The 17,636-nt window shown below is 48.6% G+C and carries 18 protein-coding genes and 1 pseudogene; 14 read left to right on the forward strand and 5 right to left on the reverse strand.

The annotated features are described in order from the left end of the window. Positions 1-219 precede the first annotated feature (219 nt). From HMPREF3277_RS06160 to HMPREF3277_RS15270, 5 genes and pseudogenes are all read left to right on the forward strand, one after another. Entirely contained in the window at positions 220-840 is a 621-nt protein-coding gene (locus tag HMPREF3277_RS06160; protein WP_070870371.1) for an NAD(P)H-binding protein, read from the forward strand. 173 nt (positions 841-1,013) lie between these two features. After that, a complete protein-coding gene (rnhA, locus tag HMPREF3277_RS06165) occupies positions 1,014-1,451 on the forward strand; it encodes a ribonuclease HI (RefSeq protein WP_070870372.1) in 438 nt (145 codons plus the stop codon). Positions 1,452-1,878: 427 nt separating this feature from the next. Beyond that, positions 1,879-2,277 (forward strand): HIT family protein, encoded by a 399-nt coding sequence (locus HMPREF3277_RS06170; protein ID WP_009310954.1) that lies wholly within the window; start codon positions 1,879-1,881, stop codon positions 2,275-2,277. Between the two features lie 102 nt (positions 2,278-2,379). Then, entirely contained in the window at positions 2,380-3,573 is a 1,194-nt protein-coding gene (locus HMPREF3277_RS06175) for an LD-carboxypeptidase (protein ID WP_070870373.1), read from the forward strand. Positions 3,574-3,678: 105 nt separating this feature from the next. Continuing rightward, positions 3,679-3,741: pseudogene (locus HMPREF3277_RS15270) on the forward strand (transposase); the annotation flags it as partial. Between the two features lie 289 nt (positions 3,742-4,030). Here the strand turns inward: HMPREF3277_RS15270 and porB are convergent. From porB to HMPREF3277_RS06190, 3 genes are all read right to left on the reverse strand, one after another. After that, on the reverse strand, positions 4,031-5,104 hold the full coding sequence (porB, locus tag HMPREF3277_RS06180; RefSeq protein ID WP_003759347.1) for a trimeric porin PorB: 1,074 nt from the start codon (positions 5,102-5,104) through the stop codon (positions 4,031-4,033). An 809-nt stretch (positions 5,105-5,913) separates the two neighbouring features. Next, positions 5,914-6,732: a tRNA pseudouridine(38-40) synthase TruA gene (gene truA, locus HMPREF3277_RS06185; protein ID WP_070870374.1), complete on the reverse strand. Its 819-nt coding sequence runs from the start codon at positions 6,730-6,732 to the stop codon at positions 5,914-5,916. Positions 6,733-6,815: 83 nt separating this feature from the next. Next, complete coding sequence (locus HMPREF3277_RS06190) at positions 6,816-9,335, reverse strand: motility hub landmark protein FimV (RefSeq protein ID WP_070870375.1); 2,520 nt, start codon at positions 9,333-9,335, stop codon at positions 6,816-6,818. 348 nt (positions 9,336-9,683) lie between these two features. Between HMPREF3277_RS06190 and HMPREF3277_RS06195 the strand changes: the two genes are divergently transcribed. Genes HMPREF3277_RS06195 through HMPREF3277_RS06215 form a run of 5 tightly spaced genes read left to right on the forward strand, consistent with a single transcriptional unit; the run spans position 9,684 to position 12,452 of the window. Next, entirely contained in the window at positions 9,684-10,217 is a 534-nt protein-coding gene (locus HMPREF3277_RS06195) for a septation protein A (protein ID WP_070870376.1), read from the forward strand. After that, positions 10,217-10,507 (forward strand): YciI family protein, encoded by a 291-nt coding sequence (locus tag HMPREF3277_RS06200; RefSeq protein ID WP_003759356.1) that lies wholly within the window; start codon positions 10,217-10,219, stop codon positions 10,505-10,507. Before HMPREF3277_RS06195 ends, HMPREF3277_RS06200 begins: the two co-directional genes overlap by 1 nt. Further along, complete coding sequence (locus HMPREF3277_RS06205; protein ID WP_003759357.1) at positions 10,507-10,776, forward strand: BolA family protein; 270 nt, start codon at positions 10,507-10,509, stop codon at positions 10,774-10,776. Before HMPREF3277_RS06200 ends, HMPREF3277_RS06205 begins: the two co-directional genes overlap by 1 nt. A 33-nt stretch (positions 10,777-10,809) precedes the next feature. Then, positions 10,810-11,673, forward strand: coding sequence for a peptidylprolyl isomerase (locus tag HMPREF3277_RS06210; RefSeq protein WP_003759359.1), 864 nt, complete (start codon positions 10,810-10,812; stop codon positions 11,671-11,673). Between the two features lie 20 nt (positions 11,674-11,693). After that, on the forward strand, positions 11,694-12,452 hold the full coding sequence (locus HMPREF3277_RS06215; RefSeq protein WP_070870377.1) for a peptidyl-prolyl cis-trans isomerase: 759 nt from the start codon (positions 11,694-11,696) through the stop codon (positions 12,450-12,452). Between the two features lie 131 nt (positions 12,453-12,583). Here the strand turns inward: HMPREF3277_RS06215 and HMPREF3277_RS06220 are convergent, their stop codons facing one another. After that, a complete protein-coding gene (locus HMPREF3277_RS06220) occupies positions 12,584-13,741 on the reverse strand; it encodes an NnrS family protein (RefSeq protein WP_070870378.1) in 1,158 nt (385 codons plus the stop codon). Positions 13,742-13,852: 111 nt separating this feature from the next. Beyond that, complete coding sequence (locus HMPREF3277_RS06225) at positions 13,853-14,233, reverse strand: hemerythrin domain-containing protein (RefSeq protein WP_045073551.1); 381 nt, start codon at positions 14,231-14,233, stop codon at positions 13,853-13,855. A gap of 169 nt (positions 14,234-14,402) precedes the next feature. Here HMPREF3277_RS06225 and HMPREF3277_RS06230 point away from each other — a divergent pair, with 169 nt between their 5' ends. The 4 genes from HMPREF3277_RS06230 to HMPREF3277_RS06245 all read left to right on the forward strand — a co-directional run bounded on the left by HMPREF3277_RS06230 (position 14,403) and on the right by HMPREF3277_RS06245 (position 17,523). Next, entirely contained in the window at positions 14,403-14,867 is a 465-nt protein-coding gene (locus HMPREF3277_RS06230) for an Rrf2 family transcriptional regulator (RefSeq protein WP_003759367.1), read from the forward strand. Between the two features lie 520 nt (positions 14,868-15,387). Further along, a complete protein-coding gene (locus tag HMPREF3277_RS06235; protein WP_070870379.1) occupies positions 15,388-16,362 on the forward strand; it encodes an energy transducer TonB in 975 nt (324 codons plus the stop codon). Positions 16,363-16,422: 60 nt separating this feature from the next. Then, a complete protein-coding gene (locus tag HMPREF3277_RS06240; protein WP_003759374.1) occupies positions 16,423-17,082 on the forward strand; it encodes a MotA/TolQ/ExbB proton channel family protein in 660 nt (219 codons plus the stop codon). Positions 17,083-17,085: 3 nt separating this feature from the next. Beyond that, a complete protein-coding gene (locus tag HMPREF3277_RS06245; RefSeq protein ID WP_003759376.1) occupies positions 17,086-17,523 on the forward strand; it encodes an ExbD/TolR family protein in 438 nt (145 codons plus the stop codon). Positions 17,524-17,636: the final 113 nt, after the last annotated feature.

Here is a 17,636-nt window from a genome sequence, read left to right on the forward strand (position 1 = left end):
CCTCTCCCCGTGGGAGAGGGTTAGGGAGAGGGCACAGCACAAACCGTGCAGAGTATGCTTTTGGGTTTCAGTTTCACAATAGTCGGAACGTAGCGTGGGCTATGCCCACGACAGCACAACATCAAACACAAAAAGGTCGTCTGAAAATCAACAAGCCTTACCCCAAACCACTCACAAATTATTGAAATCCCGAACCACCCGACACACAAAGGAGACCCCATGCAACTCATCTTCGGTGCCAACGGCCCGTCTGGCCGCGCATTCATCCGCACACTCACCCATCCCGCCGACACCGTCGCCGTATTAAGAAGGCCGTCTGAAGATTCGTTCTTTAGCGAACACCGCATTCAGACAGCCACCGCCGACGCGCTCGATGCCGACGCACTCGACAAAGTGTTCGCGCAATACCGCCCCGACAACGTCATCAGTTTCGTCGGCGGCAAAAACGAACAAGGCATACGCAGCGACGCACTGGGCAATATCAACATCATCGCCGCCGTCCAAGCCGCCAACCCGCAAGCCCGTTTCATCCTGATTACCAGCATGGGCTGCGGCGAACAATGGGACATGATGAGCGAACCCTTCAAACAAGCCCTCGGCGAAGCCGTCCGCGCCAAAACCGAAGCCGAAATCTACCTCAAACAAAGCAGCCTGAACTGGACCATCCTCCGCCCCTGCGGCCTCGCCGACGGCGACGGCAACAGCTACAACCTGACCCTGCAACCCGAAGGCATCCCCAAAAAATACATGACTCGGAACGGACTCGCCGCCGCCGTTTCCGCCATCCTCCGCAACCCCGACAGCATCGGTAAGGTTTACACCGTCGGCGCAGGCAGTTAACACCGCGCCCATAGTCAAGCAGGTCGTCTGAAACGGTTTCAGACGACCTGCTTCCTATTATCGACAATCAGCGCGGCATCCATTCATCCACTTAAAAAACCATTCCCAAACCCCGCTTTCAGACGACCTCCTGCCTTGTGTTATGATAATGGCTCTTCACACAAAGGTATTTTATGGACAAACCCGTCTATCTCTACACCGACGGCGCATGCAAAGGCAATCCCGGTGCCGGCGGCTGGGGCGTGTTCATGCGTTACGGCGCACATGAAAAAGAACTGTTCGGCGGCGAAGCGGAAACCACCAACAACCGCATGGAGCTGACCGCCGTCATCGAAGGCCTGAAATCCCTAAAACGCCGCTGCCAAGTCATTATCTGCACCGACTCGCAATACGTCAAAAACGGTATGGAAAGCTGGATACACGGCTGGAAAAAAAACGGCTGGAAAACCGCCGCCAAAAAACCGGTTAAAAACGACGATTTATGGAAAGAGCTGGATAGTTTGGTCCAACAACACGATGTCCGCTGGACGTGGGTAAAAGGCCATGCCGGACACCCTGAAAACGAAAAAGCCGACGAACTTGCCAATCAGGGCGCGGCAAAATTTTTATAACATTTCATCCATGACTGCACTCAAACATCTCAAACCATTCTTTTGGATTGCCATCATTGCATTGATTTGTGTGACGCCCATAGCATTTATGTTCGCCTATTCGCCCTTTCATGATGTCAATGATTTTTTTCGCTTTGGCTTGTGTGATCACGTTAAGAGTGCCGAAGAGTGTGTCGACTTAATCACGCCCTCCTATTTATAGTGGATTAACTTTAAACCAGTACGGCGTTACCTCTCCTTACCGTACTACCTGTACTGTCCGCGGCTTCGTCGCCTTGTCCTGATTTAAATTTAATTCCACTATAATTTGGTGGACCCTACCTGAATGGTGGCTTTTCGCATTCATACTACTAACTGCCATTTACCTCGTTCTAAAAATCCTGATTGAAATCATCCGATTCCTATTCAGACTCAGAAAGAAAAACCCATGACCTGCCCCATCTGCACCGCAGACAACGAAGACATTTTGCTGCAAACCCCAAACCTGCGCGTTATCGCCGTCCACAACGAAGCCGCAGCCCCGGCATTCTGCCGCGTCATCTGGAACGACCACATCGCCGAGATGACCGACCTTTCAGCCGCCGAACGTGCCGAAATCATGGAAATGGTGTATAAAGTCGAAGCCGCCATGCGCCAAGTGTTCCATCCCGCCAAAATCAACCTTGCCAGCTTGGGCAACGTCGTTCCCCATCTGCATTGGCACGTCATCGCCCGCTTTGAAAACGATGCCAACTTTCCCGCCCCGATTTGGGCAGCCCCCGTCCGCGAACACGGCATGACCCTGCCGGACAACTGGACGGAACAAGTCAAAGCCCTGCTGGCGTAACGTTCAGACGACCTCAATAGGCGTATCGGATACCGCATATCAACCGATTTTCAGACGACCCCTGCCGAAAAGGTCGTCTGAAACCCAACCAAAGGAAACCATATGACCTGGCAAACCTCCCGCCGCCATTTCCTCCGCGCCTGCTCCGCCGCAGCCGGAGCCGGACTGCTGCAAGCCTGCGGCACCGGCACTACCGTCACCCCATCCACTCAAACCGGCAACACAGCGAAAGCCCAACCCGTGCAGCCCAAAACCAGCCATCCCCCACGCTCCGGCGACAACCTCCTCCGCGTCGTCGCCCCTTCCGGCTTTGCCGAAGACCCTAACCGCGTCAACGCAGGCTTGACCCGCCTCTATAACGCAGGTTTTACCGTGACCAACCAACAAGCAGGCAGCCGACGCTATCAACGCTTCGCCGGCTCCGACGCCCAACGTGCCGCCGACTTCCAAGAGGTCGCCACCGGCCGCGTTGAAACACCCAAAGTCCTCATGGGTTTGCGTGGCGGCTACGGCGCGGCACGCATCCTTCCGCAAATCGACTTCGCCTCACTCGGCGCCAGAATGCGCGAACGCGGTACTTTGTTCTTCGGCTTCAGCGACGTTTGTGCCGTCCAACTCGCCCTGCTCGCCAAAGGCAATATGGTAAGTTTCGCCGGCCCCATGGTTTACAGCGAATTCGGCAAACCCGAACCCAGCGTCTTCACCATGGATTCGTTCATCCGCGGCACCACCAACAACGTCAACATCATCGACGTTCCCGCCATCCAACGTGCCAACGTCAACGTTGAAGGTACTTTGTGGGGCGGCAACCTCAGCGTTCTCGCCTCCCTCGCAGGCTCGCCCTATATGCCCGATATCCAAGGCGGCATCCTGTTCGTCGAAGACGTCAGCGAACAACCCTACCGCATCGAACGCATGTTGAACACGCTTTATCTTGCAGGCATCCTGCAAAAACAACGCGCCATCATCTTCGGCGACTTCCGCATGGGCACCATCCGCGACGTGTACGACTCAAGCTACGACTTCTCCGCCGTCGTCAACCACGTCTCACGCACCGCCAAAGTCCCTGTCCTGACAGGTTTCCCCTTCGGACACATCACCAATAAAAGCACCTTCCCCTTGGGCGCACATGCCAAAATCCACAGCACCGCCAACGGCGGCTACACCGTAACCTTCAGCGGCTATCCTACCCTGAACCCCGCCGCCCTGACCCTCAACAACCTGCTGCCCCCGCCTATGCCGACGTTCAACGGCTCTACCTACCGCAGCACAACAACCGAAGAAGTCATCGAATAAACAAGCTTTCGATTCAAACAAAGGTCGTCTGAAAATCCGAATCCGGTTTTTCAGACGACCTTTTTCTATCCAATAAACTTCACATAATGAGGGAATGAGCGGTACTATAGTGGATTAAATTTAAATCAGGACAAGGCGCCGAAGCCGCAGACAGTACAGATAGTACGGCACCGATTCACTTGGTGCTTCAGCACCTTAGAGAATCGTTTTCTTTGAGCTAAGGCGAGGTAACGCCGTACTGGTTTAAAGTTAATCCACTATAATATCTACGGCAATCTTTCATCGTTATACTGCCCATGCCAGCAATAGCGGGTTAAATTCAAATCAGGACAAGGCTGCGAAGCCACAGACCGTACAGATAATACGAAACCGATACACATCCAACCAAACACACATCATTCAAAAAACAAAAGAGCCTGCATAAAGCAGGCTCTTTATTTAAACTAATCGTACTAGATTAGAATTTGTGACGCAGACCAACCAGACCAGCGGTAGATTGAGTTTTGTCGCCACCTTTGCCTTCTTTCAACCAGCCGGCAGAAACAAGAGCAGAAGTACGTTTAGAGAAGTCGTAATCAGCACCAACAATTACTTGGTTGTATTGGCTGTTACCTTGTTTCACGCCGTTTTCTTTAGCTTTGAAGCCGTGAGCGTAAGACAGACGAGGCATTACGTTACCCATACGGTAGCCGCCAGTTACAGCAACTTCAGTACGTTCGTTTTTCTTAGCGTCAGCTACGTCAGCTTTAAAGCCTTCGTATTGACCTGCAACAGAAACCAGTACGTTGTTAGCATCGTAACCACCTACCAGACGGTGTGCTTGGTAGTCTTTGTAAACGCCAGAACCCAAAGTAGTGTTGCTGTTGAACAGTTCCAGATGATCGTCGCTCAAAACTTTACGTTTTGCAAAAGTACCAGCGTAGCGACCGAAGAAACCGGAGTTTTCATAGTTCAGACCCAAGTCGAAAGAGTGACGGGTTTTCACGTCATGAACATGTTTGTCCTCAGGGTTAGCATTGTCGCGTGGTTGGTATTGAGCGCTTGCGCTGAAACCAGCAAATACTGGAGAGTCGTAACGTACAGATACTTTACGCTCGTCAACACGTTTCAGTTTACCGAATTGCAAAACTGATGCATTCGCGTCGCTAGATTCCCAAGGATCTACGCTGTCGCTGTTGTCTTTCAGAGCAGTGTTCAATTTACCTGCGCGAACTTTACCGAAGCCGCCTTCCAAACCGATGAAGGATTCACGAGTACCCCAACCTTTGTCAGTACCGGCAACAGAAGTATTTTGCTCTACTTGCCAGATAGCATTCAGGTTGTTGCTCAGGTGTTCGTGACCTTTGAAACCGATACGGGAACCAAAGTCAGCAATTTCAGTTGCAGTTTTGTTTTTGGTGCTTACGTGATTAACAGTTTCTTTAGTACGAGAAACTTCAACACCGGCTTTAACTTGACCGTACAGAGTCACGTCAGCCATAGCTGCAACAGGCAAAGCTGCCAAAGTCAGAGCAATCAGAGATTTTTTCATTGCTGTATTCCTTTTCTATCGTGAAGAAATAACTTAAGCAGACCCGGATAGAATCCGCTTAGGCTTTACATTATCGCTGGAATCAGCGATTCCATGACTCTCACTATAATTGTTCCTCTCTAAAAAAACAAACTTTATTCACTACCCCTACTGACCGCCTGACCTCACAGCACCCGCATCACAACAAGGCATTCGCAATATTTTCCTTATAAATCATAATGTAATATCAACTTACCCGTTTTTTGCATTTTTACAACACAATTTCCTAAACGGTCGTTTTGGGCGATTGGCTGTTGTTTTTTAGCTAAATCAGCCGGATGAATGAATAAGCGGGTACAGGTGTGTATAGTGGATTAAATTTAAATCAGGACAAGGCGGCGAAGCCGCAGACAGTACAGATAGTACGGCAAGGCGAGGTAACGCCGTACTGGTTTAAAGTTAATCCACTATAATTTTTTATAGCATGCAATTTATGGGATTAGCCGGTCATGAACATTAGGTATATTCCCTCCCTCAATGTAGAAACATAAATCCTGCCCTTTGAATTTGCGGTTTCGTCGGTGTAACACCGACATGACATGTCCCGTAGTTTCCTCAAAAGAAAAGGTCGTCTGAAAATCTTTGTATTGATTTCAGACGACCTTTTGCCATTTGCACATACAATTCCCGCAAATCAAATTTCTGGAAAGGCTGATAGACATATCTATTCGGGCGGACTGTGACCTTATTGATGAAGCGCGGGCGTTACCCGCAACAGACTTTGGCAAAGAAAGATTCTCCATAAGCACGCACTTAGATTTCAGACGACCTCATAGCCATATCGGCATTTCGGGGCGAATGATGCCGAACTCTGGCGGATAATCCACTCCGGTCAGGTACAGCCCATCAGGCATAAAAGTCGGCGGGGCTTTTAATCGACTGCGTTCTTCAATTAAGGCTTGGAATGCGGAAACGCTCAGTTTGCCGCTACCAACATAAACCAATGCCCCCATGATATTACGCACCATATGATGCAAAAAGGCATTGCCGTGTAAGTCTAGTTTTAAGAATTGCGGTGTACCGCTGATTTTTGCACTATACAGGGTCTTAACGGGTGATTTTGCTTGGCATTCGGCAGCACGAAAGCTGGAGAAATCATGTTCGCCTTCTAATAATAATGCCGCCTGCTGCATTTTTTCAGGATCGAGTTTGAGGTGCGTCCACCCTATCTTTCCTTGCAATATCGGGGAGCGGACGGGAGATGATTCCAAAAGGTAACGATACCTTCTACCGTATGCGTCAAAGCGGGCGTGAAAATGTGGGGCAACCTGCTGCGCGAACAATACAGCCACACCTTCAGGAAGATAAGCATTGACGCCCCGCACCCAAGCCTGCTCGGGGCGGGCTACTTTGGTATCAAAATGAACAACTTGCGCAGTCGCGTGTACGCCTGTATCGGTTCGTCCGGCAACAATGGTTCGGATGGTCTCGCCTGCAATTTGACTGAGTGCGCTTTCCAATACCGTCTGGACAGTGGGTAAACTGTCGGCTTGTTTTTGCCAACCGTAAAATCGGCTGCCGTCATAAGACAGGGTTAATGCCCATCTTTGTATGGTTTTTGTGGATAATGATTCGGTGTATGCAGTCATATGTCGTCTGAAAATAATAAAAGATGCCGTTTTCACGGCATCTTTTATTTTAGCATTGTTCAATTTCGATTTACTTGCCAATATTAGGCATTCAATTCGTTCATCAATGCTTCGGCTTTATGACGGATCTCACCGCTTGCGTCTTCCAGCAATTCAGTCAACGTCTCGCGGGCAGCATCGGGATCGCCGATTTCAACATACATTTTAGCCAGGTCATATTTAGCTTCCAGCGGAGCCGTCATACCGACGGACTCGGAGATGAAGCCTGATTCAAAACCGGAATGTTCATTACTGCTGTCGGCAGTATCTTCCACACCCAGATTTTCCCATTCGATGGTTTCATCAGCGCTGGCTTCTTGAGTATTTTCAATACTGAAATCTTCGCCATCTTGGAATGCCAAAGGTTCGTCTTGCTTAATCTCAAACGGTTGAGTATCGGCTTCGGGCTGTGGCTGTTCTGTTTCTTCAACAACGAAATCCAGTGCTTCTTCTGAGCTATCTGCCTGTTTGTCTGCTGCTTCAACTTCAGACAAAGCTTCTTCTTGTATATCAGCAACTTCAACTTCAGACGACGTTTCTTCTTGCGCACCTAATTCAGGGAAAGGCTCGATGGCTTTAACTGTTTTCGGCTCTTCCGCAAAGAAATCCCAACCCTCTTCCGATTCTTCGGATTGGGTTTCGGCTTCTTCTGTTTCTACTACGTCAATTGTTTCCGACTTAGGCTCTTCAATCTCCACCTCGAATGGGATTGGCTCTTCTTCCGGTGCTTCCGGTTGAGCTTCTGACAGGTCGTCTGAAACAGATGAAACAGGAGTTGCTGCAAAAGAGGAAACTGATGGAGCCTCTTCCTCATGCTGAGGCTCTGTTTCTACTTCAGCAGTTCTATCTTCCATTACAACAGCAACGTGTTGATATGGATTTTCCGGTTCCGGCTCATATACGCTTTCGGTAGATTCGACAGTATCCCAATCGATATCACGGCGTTTTTCGGTTTCTTCGTCGATGGTAACGGCGCCGGACACGATGCTGGCTTGAGTATTATCCAGTTCGTTCAAATCCAGATCGACTTTTTCTTGAGCAGGTTCGGCAATAGGAGCCGGCTCATTGAAGAATACTTCATCATCGAAATCATCTTCAATTTCCAAACCGTCTTCTTCAGGTTTGGAAGTTTCTGCTACAACTTGTGGTTGCGGTTGCGGCGCAGTGGCAGCAGGGAATACATGATCTTCGATACTGATATCGAGATCGTCCTCATCCTGATCGTCCTGATCTATCGCACCAGCCACAGGCGCAACAGCTGAATTCTTCCGTTTGCCCAACAAGAACAGCAACAGCAACAAACCTGCCGCTGCCGCACCGCCGATCAACAGCCAGCGCCATAATCCGCTTTCTTCCGCTGATGCTTCTTCTTGTTGTTTTTCTGTGGCAACTGCCGAGGCAATGCGCGCTTCGACATCAGCTTGTGCCTGAGAAATTTCTTGTGGTTCTGTGTTTGCTGTTGCAGACGATGCATTCGGCTCAGGCAGGACATTTACTTGCTCGGCAGAGGCTGCACCTGTTTCAGCTTTATTTTGCTCCGGAGTGCCTGCCGTCGTTACAGCCGGTTTGGTTTCAGGCTTAGCTTCTTGTACCGGCTCAGCTTTTTTATCTTCTTTTTTATTTTCTACTTTGGTGTTTTCTACTGGAGTCTCTTTAGGAGGCGTTGCGGTACCGGCTTTTTCAGACGACCCTTGGGCTTGAGGCTTATTGCCTTCCTGAACCGGAGGTTTGACTTGTGCAGGTTTGGATGCCGTCGATTTCATATCGCCGTGCATCGGAATGTACAACACCTTGCCCGCAAGCATACGGTCGGCATCTTTACCGATGAACACGCCGGGGTTGGCATTGACCAATGCCTGTATCGTTTGTTCGACGGTCATTCCTTGAGGACGGATTTTAGTGGCAATTTCGGTCAGAGTTTCACCCTGACGAACCAGATGCTGCTTGCCATAACGAATCTCGGTTCCATTGGCGCTTACAGAAGATTGTTGCTGTTGTTTTGACGGCTGTGCCTGTACCGGTTTATTCGTGTTGTTTTTATCTTTTCGTACAGCTTCCTTGCGAACGGTTTCATTTTGATTTCCGTTTTGTATCGCGCGGTTGATGCGGTCACGCGCCGCCTGACGGTCAAATTGAGAATGGTATGAATTGTTGTCAGCAGAAGAATTGGATGAAGATTCGCCACTGCTGCGCGCACGGCTTGAACCATCCGTTTTACCGGAATAGCCTGCGGGATCAATGATGGCTGTGTATTCGCGTGATTGTGAACCTGCGCCGACTTGGAAAATCAACACAGGGTCTTTAATCGCTTTGCTTGAGTGGATAGTGACGACTGCCTTGTCGCCCGACTTACGGACACTGGTACGCAAATTGCTATTGGAAACAGTCGCTTTTCCGCCTTTCAACAGCGCCTGAGCCTCGTCACCGGTTACGGTGATACTGCCTGAAAACGGCTCGCCCAAATGGGATTGGACATTCAGCCCGCCAAGCCCTGCGCTCGCACCAAACGACACTGCCAAGGCCACAGATGCCGCGATTAATTTGATTTTATGATGGTTTTTCAAAACTTGTCCCCTGTGTAAAATGACAACCCTGCTAGAACTGCTACATACTTAACCGTATATTACGATATATTACGTTATGATATCTTCTAAAGTCGCAGTCTGCCAAGTAATCCGATGAATTAAGTGATGAAACGAACGAGAAATTAACAGGTTTGTAATTTCTGTGTTTCTTTTTTACAAATCCTACTGATAACATAGTTTATCATCCCGACGGCATTTTTTAAACCCTTTTTTAGATTATTGCCCGCCTGCATCGGCAATTTCGTTTCCAGGGTGGTGCAAAAAGGTGAGGCTGCCTGTATGATTAGCGTTTAGCCGATTGGTTTCATCTTTTTTGTTTGTTTGATTATGAAAGTTTTAAGCGATTTATTGGCAGTCATCTTGTTTTTCCTGACTTACACAATCACGAAAAACATGATTACTGCGACTGCGGTTGCCGTTGTATTCGGCATTTTGCAGGCAGGTTTTACTTACTGGAAATACAAAAAACTCGATACGATGCAGTGGGTCGGCCTGATCCTGATCGTCGTATTCGGCGGCGCGACCATTCTACTTCATGATGACCGTTTTATCATGTGGAAACCGACCGTTTTGTTCTGGATTGGCGCATTGGTTTTGCTGATCAGCCATCTAAGCGGAAAAAACGGATTAAAAGCGACTATGGGCAAAGAGTTGGAACTGCCTGAACATGTTTGGAGCAAACTGACTTATACCTGGGTCGCATTCATGATTTTTTTAGGTATTGCCAACTGGTTTGTATTTACCCACTTCAAAGAACAATGGGTAAATTACAAAATGTTCGGCTCTACCGGTTTTTTGTTTGTTTTCTTTATCGCTCAATTTTCCTATTTGAGCCGATATTTACCCAAAAAGGATAGTTGATGGAATATTACATGCTCCTGGCCACCGATGCCGATAATGTACACGAAGCCCGTATGGCGGCACGCCCTGCCCATCTGCAACGCTTGGAAGCTTTGAAGGCTGAAGGACGTCTTCTGACTGCCGGCCCAAACCCTCTTCCCGACAATCCGGAGCGCGTGTCCGGCAGTCTGATTGTGGCTCAATTTGAATCTTTGGATGCTGCTCAAGAATGGGCGGAAAAAGACCCTTACGTCGATGCGGGCGTCTATGAAGAAGTATTGATCAAACCGTTCAAAGCCGTATTCAAATAATGGATATGCGTGAAGCTATTGAAGGTCGTCTGAAAACGCTGAATCCTGTTTTTTTTGACTTTCAGGATGACAGCCATCTGCATGCGGGCCACTCGGGAAACAAAGGAGGCGGGCATTATACGGTCGTAGTCGTCAGCGAAGCTTTCGGCGGCGTCAGCCGTCTTAACCGCCAACGCACCATTAAAACCTTACTGCACGATCTGTTTTCCGAAGGGCTGATTCACGCATTGAGCATCAAAGCGGCCACTCCGGACGAATACTTCCACTAATTACAGACATACTGGACATAACAAGAGAAAATCATGAAGAAAAAATATCTCATCTCTATGCTGATGACTGCTCTGGTTTCCGGCAGCCTTTCTGCCCAAACCTTAGTTACAGTTAATGGACAAACCATCGACAGCAGCGTTATTGATGCCCAAGTTGCCGCGCTGCGTGCAGCAAACAACAAAATTCCCGATTCTCCCGAGCTACGCAGAGAACTGACTGAGCGCCAAGTCATCAATACCGTCGTATCACAAGAAGCCAAACGCCTGAAACTCGACCAAAGTGCCGAATTCAAACAAGCTTTGGAACATGCCCGTACGGATGCCAAAAAACAAGGTGCCGATAAAAAAGCACATTTCAAAACCGAATGGGCGGCATTTGAAAGCGATTTACTTGGACAAGCTTATGCGATTCACGTCCTCCGTCAAAATCCTGTTCAAGAAAAAGACGTCAAAACCGCTTACGATAATTTCAGCAACTTCTACAAAGGCACTCAAGAAGTACAACTGGGCGAAATTATTACCCGCACCCAAGCGGATGCCCAAAAAGCCATTTCTGATTTAAATGCCAAGAAAAGCTTTGCCTCCGTCCTGAAGCAATATTCAATAGATGAACGCGCCAAACAAGCGGGCGGCATCCAGCAAGGTTATGTTCCCTTAAAAGATTTGCAGGAGGCTGTTCCCCCGCTCTATGCCGCAGTTAAAGATTTGAAAAAAGGCGCGCACACTACAACGCCTCTGCAGGACAGCGATGTATATGCCGTCTTCTATGTCAACGACCGTCGGGATGTAAAGCTTCCGTCTTATGACGAATCCAAAAGCAGTATAGCCCAAGACCTGCAAGCCTCCCGCGTCGATGAAGCGCTCCAATCTCTGTTGCAAAAAGCCACAATTAAATAACTGTTCACGGAGTTTTTATCATGACATACCAAACTGCCGCCGCAGTCATCATGGCGACGGCTGTTGCCGGATTTGCTGTCGCCAAAGCGCCTGATATTGATCCGGCACGCATAGACAGCGAAGTCGCCCGCATTCTCAAGCAAGCCGAACAGCGTCCTGAATCCAAGCAGCAGCCTGACGGCAAAGCAATCCGCCAAGAAGTCGTCAAACACTTGCAAAGCATTGAAATTCTCAAAAATGCCGCACTCAAAGCCGGATTGGATAAAGACCCCGAGGTCCGCAACCAATTCCTCACTATGGAAGCGGAATTTTACGCGGCGCAATATGCCGACTATCTGAAGCGCACTGCCGAAATCAGCAATGCTGAATTATTGAAGTTTTACGAACAGCAAACCCGTATGATCAAGATTCAGCAGGTTAGCTTCGACACGCCCGAAGAAGCGCGAGCAGCACAAGAATTGCTCTTGAAAGGCTTGTCATTTGAAGAATTGACGAAACGATATCCGAATCAGCAACCCGCATTTGAAGATTTCGTCATGGCAAGACAGCTGCGCCAACCGCTTGCAGGCATCTTGGGCCCAATGAATCGGGGAGAGGTAACTCACAATCCTGTTGAAATTGAAAACAAGTTCTTCCTGTTTAAAATCAGCGAAGTACAAAAAGACCCTCAAGCACCGCCATTTGATCTGATTCGCGATCAACTCACCCAGCTGTTGAAAGAAGATAAAGCCCAACAACAAATTCACCAGCTATTGCGTGAAAACGGTATCGAGCAATAACACGCACTGAAACGATACGGACTTCGGTAAAACCACACTGTACCGGTTTAAAGCGGATTCCCATATAAAAAGGTCGTCTGAAACCTGTTTTAAGGTTTCAGACGACCTTTCGTTTGATATGCTTGGTTTAATTAACCCGGTTTGCCGTCCAAACGCGGGCGGATGAGCCAAGGGATGTATTTCCATGCGTAAAGCAGCAAGGACAGGGCAAACAAGACTGCGGAAGTACGGATGCTGTGGGTGTAACCGGTGCCGCTGACGAAGGTTGCAATAATGCGGATGACGGTGGCGGCTATCATCAACCAAAAGGCTACGGGTACGGATTTGGGCGGCGGATAGATGGAGTTGCCGGTATGCCCGAGCGCGGTGCGTGCCATCATGCCCAATGTCAGGACGCCGATGCCGCCGACGCCGATAAGATGTACGCCAAGATTAAGGAAGGAGCTGTGGAAGTAGGAAGCACCGATGGCAATCAATCCCAAACCTGTGAACAAATATCCTGCGAACAAAATCCACAGCATCGGTTCTTTCAGAACGGCTTTATACCACCAGCGGTAAACCTGTACGGTAAAAATCACGCCCGCTGCAAAGGCAAAAGCGGATGAAAGCCAAGGCAGGGCATGGTGCGCCATCAGCATGGCAGTCAGCATGGGCAACCAGAGGGACGCATGCGCGACCCACATCGGGCTGGGGATTTGCGGAACGTTCAGGCGTTTGGAGGTAAAGAAGGAAATAATCCGCATACCGATAAGGCCGATAAAGCCTGAGACCATAATCAGACCGGACTGCAGCCCGCTGAGCAGTGCAGATGCGTTTCCGGCATGCAGTTGGAAGTGGAATGCGGCGTGCGTGCAGCCTAGGACGACGATGGCGAATACGGCGACGTAGTTGCGTTTGTTTTTGGAACGGATGACAGGCAATGCCATGCAAACTGCGCCGTACCAGAAAAACAGCGTGCCGAGTATGCCGCTGGCGGTTGCACCCCAGCCCGGAATGAAAACAGCAATCCTTGCTGCCAACCAAAATGCGGTCAATCCTGCCAAAACGCCGCCGCGCGTGGGCGGCTGCCCCGTCCAAGTGGCAACGGCGGTCAATAGGAAAGCAATGACGACGAGTCCGGCATAGCCCCAGATCATCTCATGGGCGTGCCAATAAAAATTGGACAACTCGGGCGTACCCGTATAGCCGAAGCCCCAAAGCAGGATGGAGATTGCGCCGTATAGTGCCGCCAGCGAGTAAAACGGGCGGAATGCCATTGCCCAAACAGGGTGTTTGAAAAAGGCGGTCATGGTAGTTCCTTGGTTTGTTTTTTGAATGGTTTGTTTTAGGTTTGAATAGACAGGAGGGTCGTCTGAAAACGCTAAAATCATGCTTTTGGACTTTTCAGACGACCTTTTTTATCAGATTCCTTCGGGTTCCGGCAGAAACGGCTCGACTGCGGGAAACAGTTCGCGTTCTTCAAAACGGGCATGGTCGCGCAGGGTAACGGCAAAGTCTTTGTTCCATGCTTCGTTAAGATATTCAGGATTTGCCATCATGCTGCGCAGTTTGGCGTGTTCGGCTTCGAAACGTTCGCGCATCGCAACGGGAATATTCTGCCAATGCGGGGCGAACATGGTTTCTTCTTCGACAAAATGCGGTTCCAATTCAAGGAAATGGGCTTCAAGCTCTGTTCGATGGCTTTCAGCGGGCGCGCGCAGGAGGCGGACGCAGAGTGAAAGGGCGTGATGGTGTTCGCGGGAAAGTTCGATAAGTGCTGGGTGGCGTTTTAACGGCTTCATAATATTTGATTATAATGATAATAAATTATCAAACTGCACTGGATTAATTCAAATGTTTCAGATATTATGAAACTTAATCATATATAAAGTCAAACACATAACGGCGACAGTTCTCCTTAGGACACACTGCCGCCGTTCCAAAAAATAATATATTCAAACAGAGAAAACCATGTATCTGACGCAACATACGGATTATGGTCTGCGGGTATTGATTTATGCGGCCATAAACGACGATTCGTTAGTCAATATCGGAACCATTGCCGAAGCCTATAACATTTCCAAAAGTCATTTGATGAAAGTCGTTACCGCGCTTGTCAAAGGCGGATTCCTGACCAGCATAAGAGGGAAAGGAGGCGGACTGCGTCTTGCCGACACACCCGATAAAATCAATGTCGGCGCGGTCGTTCGCCATCTTGAACCCATGCAGGTTGTCGAATGCATGGGGGAAAACAACGAATGCCTGATTACGCCGTCTTGCCGCCTTACCGGCATTTTGGGCGGAGCGATTAAGGCTTTCTTTGCGCATTTGGACGGGTTTACTTTGCAGGATTTGCTCAATAAACCAACCTACGATTTGCTATACGAACCCAAAATCGAAATCGTTGTCGAAAAAACAGACGATAAATCGGCATAAGCTACCTATTCTGCCGGTATGTTTTAAGAGACTTAACTGAAAACCCGCACAATCCCAAAATAGGAAACATCTGATCATTCTTACAACCACAACATTTAACAAGCATCAAATTTTCTATTTTCAGACGACCTTTTTGGGAAAGTGTACGGATCCGTCCCGCTATTCAAGCCACACCAACTACCGCCCTACAATAGCGGGAATCAATCTAAGAACACAAGCCAATCAATAAAATAATATTTTTGCAGCTTTTTCTCCTCTAAGGCACGCCATCGCCATCGTTTTATCCAAACCACTTTTATTGTAAATTTGTGAACTTTTCCGGATGAACAACTTCTAATGCAGTTGACTGAGGCGTCGCTTCCTCTTTTTCTTTTGTTTTATTGTGATAATGAATAGCAATATCAAAATATTGCATTGTACATATTAATATTTTAGATTATTCCAGAATAAATATTAACTCAAAAAACAGATGTAAAAACAGGTTGCAAACAAAAATTGTTGCTATTATCATGCGTCGATTATGAATAAAGACCGAATTTTAATCCCAGTAGCCGTTATTACCGTAACATTGCTTCACGCGGGCTTGATTGCGCTTTTGTGGGAAACATATAAACCGCTTATACCGGAAATGGCAAATATTGAGTTTGTCGATTTGGCGGATTTAGGTGGTGGCGACGGAGGTGGAGACGGCACCCCCGAAGGCGAAGGCGCGCCTGCCGCTCCTGAAAAAACACCCGAACCGCAAAAACCTAAGCCACAGCCTAAACCCAAACCGGTTGAACAGCCCAAACCACAGTTTAAGCCGGTCATAACAAAAAAAGCGGATGCTGATATCCAGCAGCCGAAAGAGAAGCCCAAGCCGGTTGAAAAACCAAAGCCTGAGCCAAAACCCGAACCCAAACCGGAACCGAAGCCTGAACCTAAACCCGAACCACGTCCAGAGCCTAAACCCCAACCCAAACCAGAATCCAAGCCTGCACCTAAAGCCTCGGACTACACCAGCAGCAGTAAAACCGGGCCGAATACTGCGGAAACCGGTAAAGGCAACGGACAAGGTAAGGCTCCTCATGGCGACAGCAAAGGAAACGGCGGAGGCAACAAAGGCCCTGGTAACGGACAAGGTGAAGGCAGCGGCCCCGGCAGTGGTGGCAACAAAGGCGAACATGGTTCAGGTAGTGGCAGTGGAGGAGGTTCCGGCGGTGGAAATGGCCCTGGAACAGGACCAGGTAGTAGTAGAGCCAATCCCGTTAAAGGCGGCACTTGCCATATTCCTAAACCGCCATATCCGCCTATAGCGGCAGAAAACGGAGATACAGGTACAGTTATGCTGAGTGTCTTGGTTGGCCCAGGAGGAAAAGTTGCTGAAGTTAAAATTTTAAAACGCAGTGGCTCCAATGCTCTTGACCAAGCTGCCCGTAAAGCAGTTAAAAATGGTGCTTGCAATGCCTCTGTCTGGACTGAATTCCGAGTCCCGGTCTCTTTTACTCTTGAGTAATCGGGCGCAACACCTTTGATCGACAAAAGTTTTAATTTACTTGGAAAATTTGGAAAAATTATGGATTTAAAAACAATATTCGAATCAGGCGATTTTGTTCTGATCAGTGTATTCGTGTTGATGTTAGTGATGAGCATCGTGACTTGGTGCCTGATTATCCTGCGCTCCATCAAACTGAAAAAAGCCAAAACCGCCAACGCACTCGTTAAAACGCAAATGCTTAATGCCTTTACGCTTACCGAAGCCGTGCAAAAAGTGAAAGATATTGATGCACCAATGAGCCGTGTAGCGGACGAGTCCCTGCGTGCCTACCAAAGCTATCGTCAAAGCAATGCGAAAACACTTACTACCGAGCTGCCTTTGAATGAATACCTCGTCATTCAAATCCGAAACAGCATGGAACAAAACATGCGCCAGTTCGATTACGGCATGACTGCTTTGGCATCCATCGGTTCAACTGCCCCGTTTATCGGCTTGTTCGGTACGGTTTGGGGGATTTACCACGCCTTAATCAATATTGGTCAAAGCGGTCAAATGAGTATTGCCGCAGTAGCCGGCCCGATTGGTGAGGCGTTGGTGTCAACCGCCATCGGTTTGTTTGTCGCCATCCCTGCTGTCTTGGCGTATAACTTCCTCAACCGCGGTAAGAAAACCCTCTCTCAAGATATGGACGCTTTCGCACACGATTTACACGTCCGCCTGTTGAATCAAAAGGACTAAATTATGGCTTTCGGCTCTATGAATTCCGGCGATGATGCACCGATGTCAGACATCAACGTCACGCCTTTGGTCGACGTGATGCTGGTACTGTTGATTGTTTTCATGATCACCATGCCCGTATTGACCCACTCGATTCCTTTGGAACTGCCGTCCGCTTCAGAAAACGCAGCGAAACAAAAGGAAAAGCAGCCTAAAGACCCCCTGCGCCTGACCATAGATGTTAATGGCAACTATTACATCGATGGTGATTCTGCAACCAAAGCGGATATTAATACGGTCACTTCCCGACTGAAAACTGAAAAGCAGAAAAACGCCAATACCATCGTTGCCATTTCAGCAGACAAGGCCGTTGAATACGAATATGTCAACAAAGCCCTCGAAGCTGCCCGCGAAGCAGGTATTACCAAAATCGGCTTTGTGACCGAGACTAAAGCACAATAATGCCGGCAGTAAAAAAGGTCGTCTGAAAAGCACTCCTACTTTTCAGACGACCTTTTTTCATACAAATCAGACACGGCCTAAATATAGTGGATTAACTTTAAACCAGTACGGCG

It is taken from the genome of Neisseria sp. HMSC70E02, assembly GCF_001838645.1.
Taxonomy (GTDB): Bacteria; Pseudomonadota; Gammaproteobacteria; order Burkholderiales; family Neisseriaceae; genus Neisseria; species Neisseria macacae.